The sequence below is a fragment of the uncultured Methylobacterium sp. genome (genome assembly GCF_964242245.1).
GTDB lineage: Bacteria > Pseudomonadota > Alphaproteobacteria > Rhizobiales > Beijerinckiaceae > Methylobacterium.
In genome coordinates this window covers 1-3543 of sequence record NZ_CAXTBY010000200.1, presented here as the reverse complement: position 1 = coordinate 3543, position 3543 = coordinate 1, and the positions used below count along the sequence as shown (strand labels likewise).

4 protein-coding genes are annotated in these 3543 nt (G+C 70.0%); all 4 read right to left on the bottom strand.

Features of this window, described 5'->3' with window-relative positions; genetic code table 11:
• Window positions 1-959 (bottom strand): DnaB-like helicase C-terminal domain-containing protein (locus ACFE8Y_RS21250; protein WP_375466350.1); only part of this gene is annotated, 959 nt, incomplete at its 3' end.
• Window positions 960-1537: 578 nt separating this feature from the next.
• Entirely contained in the window at window positions 1538-2110 is a 573-nt protein-coding gene (rplI, locus tag ACFE8Y_RS21245) for a 50S ribosomal protein L9 (protein WP_375466349.1), read from the bottom strand.
• A 47-nt stretch (window positions 2111-2157) separates the two neighbouring features.
• Window positions 2158-3183 carry a hypothetical protein gene (locus tag ACFE8Y_RS21240; RefSeq protein WP_375466348.1) on the bottom strand — a complete coding sequence of 342 codons (1026 nt, stop codon included), beginning with the start codon at window positions 3181-3183 and terminating at the stop codon, window positions 2158-2160.
• 135 nt (window positions 3184-3318) lie between these two features.
• The coding region (rpsR, locus tag ACFE8Y_RS21235) for a 30S ribosomal protein S18 (RefSeq protein ID WP_375466347.1) at window positions 3319-3543 on the bottom strand (225 nt) is incomplete at its 5' end.

Genomic DNA, 3543 nt, shown 5'->3' with positions numbered 1-3543 from the left:
GACTGGTCGATGTAGAACGGGATCGTCTGCATGTCGCGGGCGGCGTCCGTGATCTTGTAGAAGTCCTCCGGCCGGATGTCGCCGCGGCGGATCTTGTAGGAGGGCACGCCGGACTGCTCGGCGATGATGCGGGTGGCGAGCTGCTCGGCCGACATCTCCAGGGAGAAGAACCCGACGATGCCGCCGTTCTTCGTCTTGATCGTGCCGTCGGCCTGCTTCTCGCCCTGGTAGGCCTTTGCGATGTTGAAGGCGATGTTGGTCACGAGCGAGGTCTTGCCCATCGCCGGGCGCCCGGCGAGGATGATGAGGTCGGAGGCCTGCAGCCCGCCCATCTTGGCGTCGAGGTCCGTCAAACCGGTGGCGATCCCCGAGAGCTTGCCCTCGCGCTGGTAGGCCTTGGCCGCCATGTCGACGGCCGCCGTCAGCGCGTCGGAGAATTTTTGGAAGCCGCCGTCGTACTTGCCGGCCTCGGCGAGCTCGTAGAGGCGGCGCTCGGTCTCCTCGATCTGGTCGCGGGGGGCCTGCTCGACCGGTGCCTCGTAGGCGCCGTTGACGAGGTCCTCGCCGATGGTGATGAGCCGGCGCCGGATCGCGAGGTCGTAGATTGCCCGGCCGTACTCGCCGGCGTTGATGACGGTGCTGGCGTCGGCCGCGAGCCGCGCGAGGTACTGCATCACGGTCTGGCCGCCGAAATCGGCGTCGCCCAGGTACGTCTTCAGGGTGATCGGGGTCGCGAGCTTGCCCGCCTTGATCAGCGAGGTCGCCACCTGGAAGATCTGCTGGTGGGCGTCCTCCATGAAGTGCTCGGGCAGCAGGAAGTCCGAGACGCGGTAGTAGGCGTCGTTGTTCACCAGCATCGCGCCGAGCAGCGCCTGCTCCGCATCGATGTTGTGCGGCGCGACGCGGTACTCGGCCTGCACGGCTTCGAGCTTGGCCGTCAGGGCATTGGGCAGGACCATCGACGGACGCTCCGAATCGATGCGGGCCGGGTCGGCGCCGCATCCCAGACATGACCCGACGACCATGGCACCGGTAGGGTTGACCGATGCTTAGCCTCCGGCTTGCCCACGAGGCTGGGCCGGAACACGGGACGCCCGCCGTTCAGCGCGAAGAGCGGGCGTCCATGCTGGAACAAATCCGGAACATGTCAAGCCGGGCCGGCTACGATCCCCGCTGTCACCGACATTCACAACGACTTCGCCTTCCTCCCCCGCAGAGCTACCGGATGCACACATCTCCGGATGCAGCCGGATGCAGCGCCGGTCCCCTCTCCCCGCTTGCGGGGAGAGGCCCGCCTGCACCGCGTCGTGCAGGCGGGAAGCGAGAGGCGAAGCCGAGCGACGGTGAGGGGCCCCAACGGAGGTGTCTCCCCGGTGTCGGCCCCCCTCGCCATCGGCTGCCGCCTCGCTTTGCCGACGACGAGGTCGGCAAAGCCCTCTCCCCACAGGCGGGGCGAGGGGATGCGCGGCCATCGTCGTCAGATGCAACTGATGTGTGCATCTGCAAGCACCACAGAGGGGGGAAAAGGATGCGCGGCTCAGCCGCGGTCGTCGGCGCCCTCGCCGGCATCGGCCAGCGCCTTGCCGACTTCGAGGCCGAGGTCGTCGAGGTTGAACGCTTCGCGCTCGGTGACCGACTCGCCGCGGGCCTGACGCTCGGCCTCCTCCGGGCTGCGGGCGACGTTGACGGTGACCTTCACGTCGACCTCGGGGTGGAGCACCACGGGCACGACGTGGAGGCCCAGGGTCTTGATCGGCTGGTTCAGGGTGAACTGGCCGCGATCGACCGAAAAGCCGTCCTTCGAGACGACCTCGGCGAGGTCGCGGGTCGAGACCGAGCCGTACAGGACGCCCGATTCGCCGGATTGGCGGATCAGGACGAAGCTCTGGCCGTCGAGCTTCTCGGCGACCCCTTCCGCCTCCTTCTTGCGGTCGAGGTTGCGCGCTTCGAGCTGGGCGCGCTGGGTGTCGAAGTGCTTCTTGTTGCCCTCCGTCGCGCGCAACGCCTTGCCGCGGGCGAGGAGGAAGTTGCGGGCGAAGCCCGGCTTGACGTTCACGGTCTCGCCCATCTGGCCGAGCTTGGCGACGCGTTCGAGCAGGATCACTTCCATCGTCTTGTCCTCTTGCCGTTCGAGCCGCCGGGATGGCGGCAGGTCTCTCAGGGTCTCGCGCCGTCCTTCGGAGGTCCCTGGGGACGGCGCCGGTTGAGCGCGGTGTCGGCGAGGCCGAACAGGGTCAGCGCGACGAGGGCGATGCCCTGCGTCACGAACAGGATGAGGTAGAGGCCGATGAGCAGGGCGCCGCGTGCGGGGCGGCCCCGGCTGCGGTCGTGGAAGGCGGCCAAGCCCTGGAGGGCGAAGACCGCGCTCGCCGAGCCCACCAGCGCGGTGCCGAGCACGCCCGCGTAGCCCGGGGCGAAGGCGAGGACCATGGCGGCGGCGAGCAGGCCGAGCATGGCCCGCGGCATCACCGTGGACGGAATGTCCGGCCACGGCCGCGGCAGGCGGCCGGAGAGCTGCACGATGCGGCCACTGGCCCAGAGATAGAAGGTCAGGAGCAGGGCAAGCCCGTTGGCCGCGAAGGCCGGCACGGTGCGGGCCAGCGCGTCGGCAAGGTCGGCGTGGGCTTCGGCCTGCGCCGGCTGCGCGTCGGCCTGAGCCGGTTCATCGGGCGTCGCTGGGGCATCGGTCCTGTCCGCATCGGGCTTCGCGGGTGCTGCCGGGGCGTCGCGCATCTGGGCGCGGACGACGGTGCCGGCGAGCCCGCGCAGCTGGGTCTGGAACGCCTCGTGGCTCGGCGAGGACAGGACGGCGATGGCGAGGAAGGCGAGCGCGGCGGTCGTGCCGGTCCAGCCGAGCAGGCGCCCGGTCGGGTACCATTCGAGCGTGCCGTCGGCGTTCGGCCGGCCGAGCAGCGCGAGGTAGGCGAGCCACCACGCCGGGAGGGCGAGGTAGGCGGCGAATCCCAGGCCGAGGAAGGGCCCGACCACGAGGGCCAGGGCGAGGCTCCCCGAAGCCGCCGCCGCGAGCGCGGCGCGCGAACTCCAGCCGAGGCCGACGATCAGGATCGGCAGGGGCGCCAGCAGGTAGAGCACGAGGGCGAGCGGCGTCGCCTTGAGCAGCATCCCGAACAGGAGTGCCGAGACGAGGCCCGCGCCGATGCCGATACCGAGGGTCTGGACCATGAAATCCGCTGTCCCGCCGCCCCGCGGGATGCGGGCAGGGTTAGGGGCGAGAGGCGCCCCAACGATCGGGCGACGGTGGAACCCGACGCCCGGAGGAACGCGGCCGGCCCGGACGAACCGGGCCGGCCGAAAACCCTACTTGATGACGTAGGGGAGCAGGCCGAGGAAGCGGGAGCGCTTGATCGCCTGGGCGAGCTCGCGCTGCTTCTTGGCCGAGACCGCCGTGATGCGCGACGGCACGATCTTGCCGCGCTCCGAGACGTAGCGCGAGAGCAGCTTCACGTCCTTGTAGTCGATCTTCGGCGCGTTGGCGCCGGAGAACGGGCAGGTCTTGCGACGACGGAAGAAGGGGCGACGGCC

What these genes read in the sequence shown, in the direction of transcription:
- rplI (WP_375466349.1), bottom strand. Translation starts at nt 2,110, where the DNA reads ATGGAAGTGATCCTGCTCGAACGCGTCGCCAAGCTCGGCCAGATGGGC.
- ACFE8Y_RS21240 (WP_375466348.1), bottom strand. Translation starts at nt 3,183, where the DNA reads ATGGTCCAGACCCTCGGTATCGGCATCGGCGCGGGCCTCGTCTCGGCA.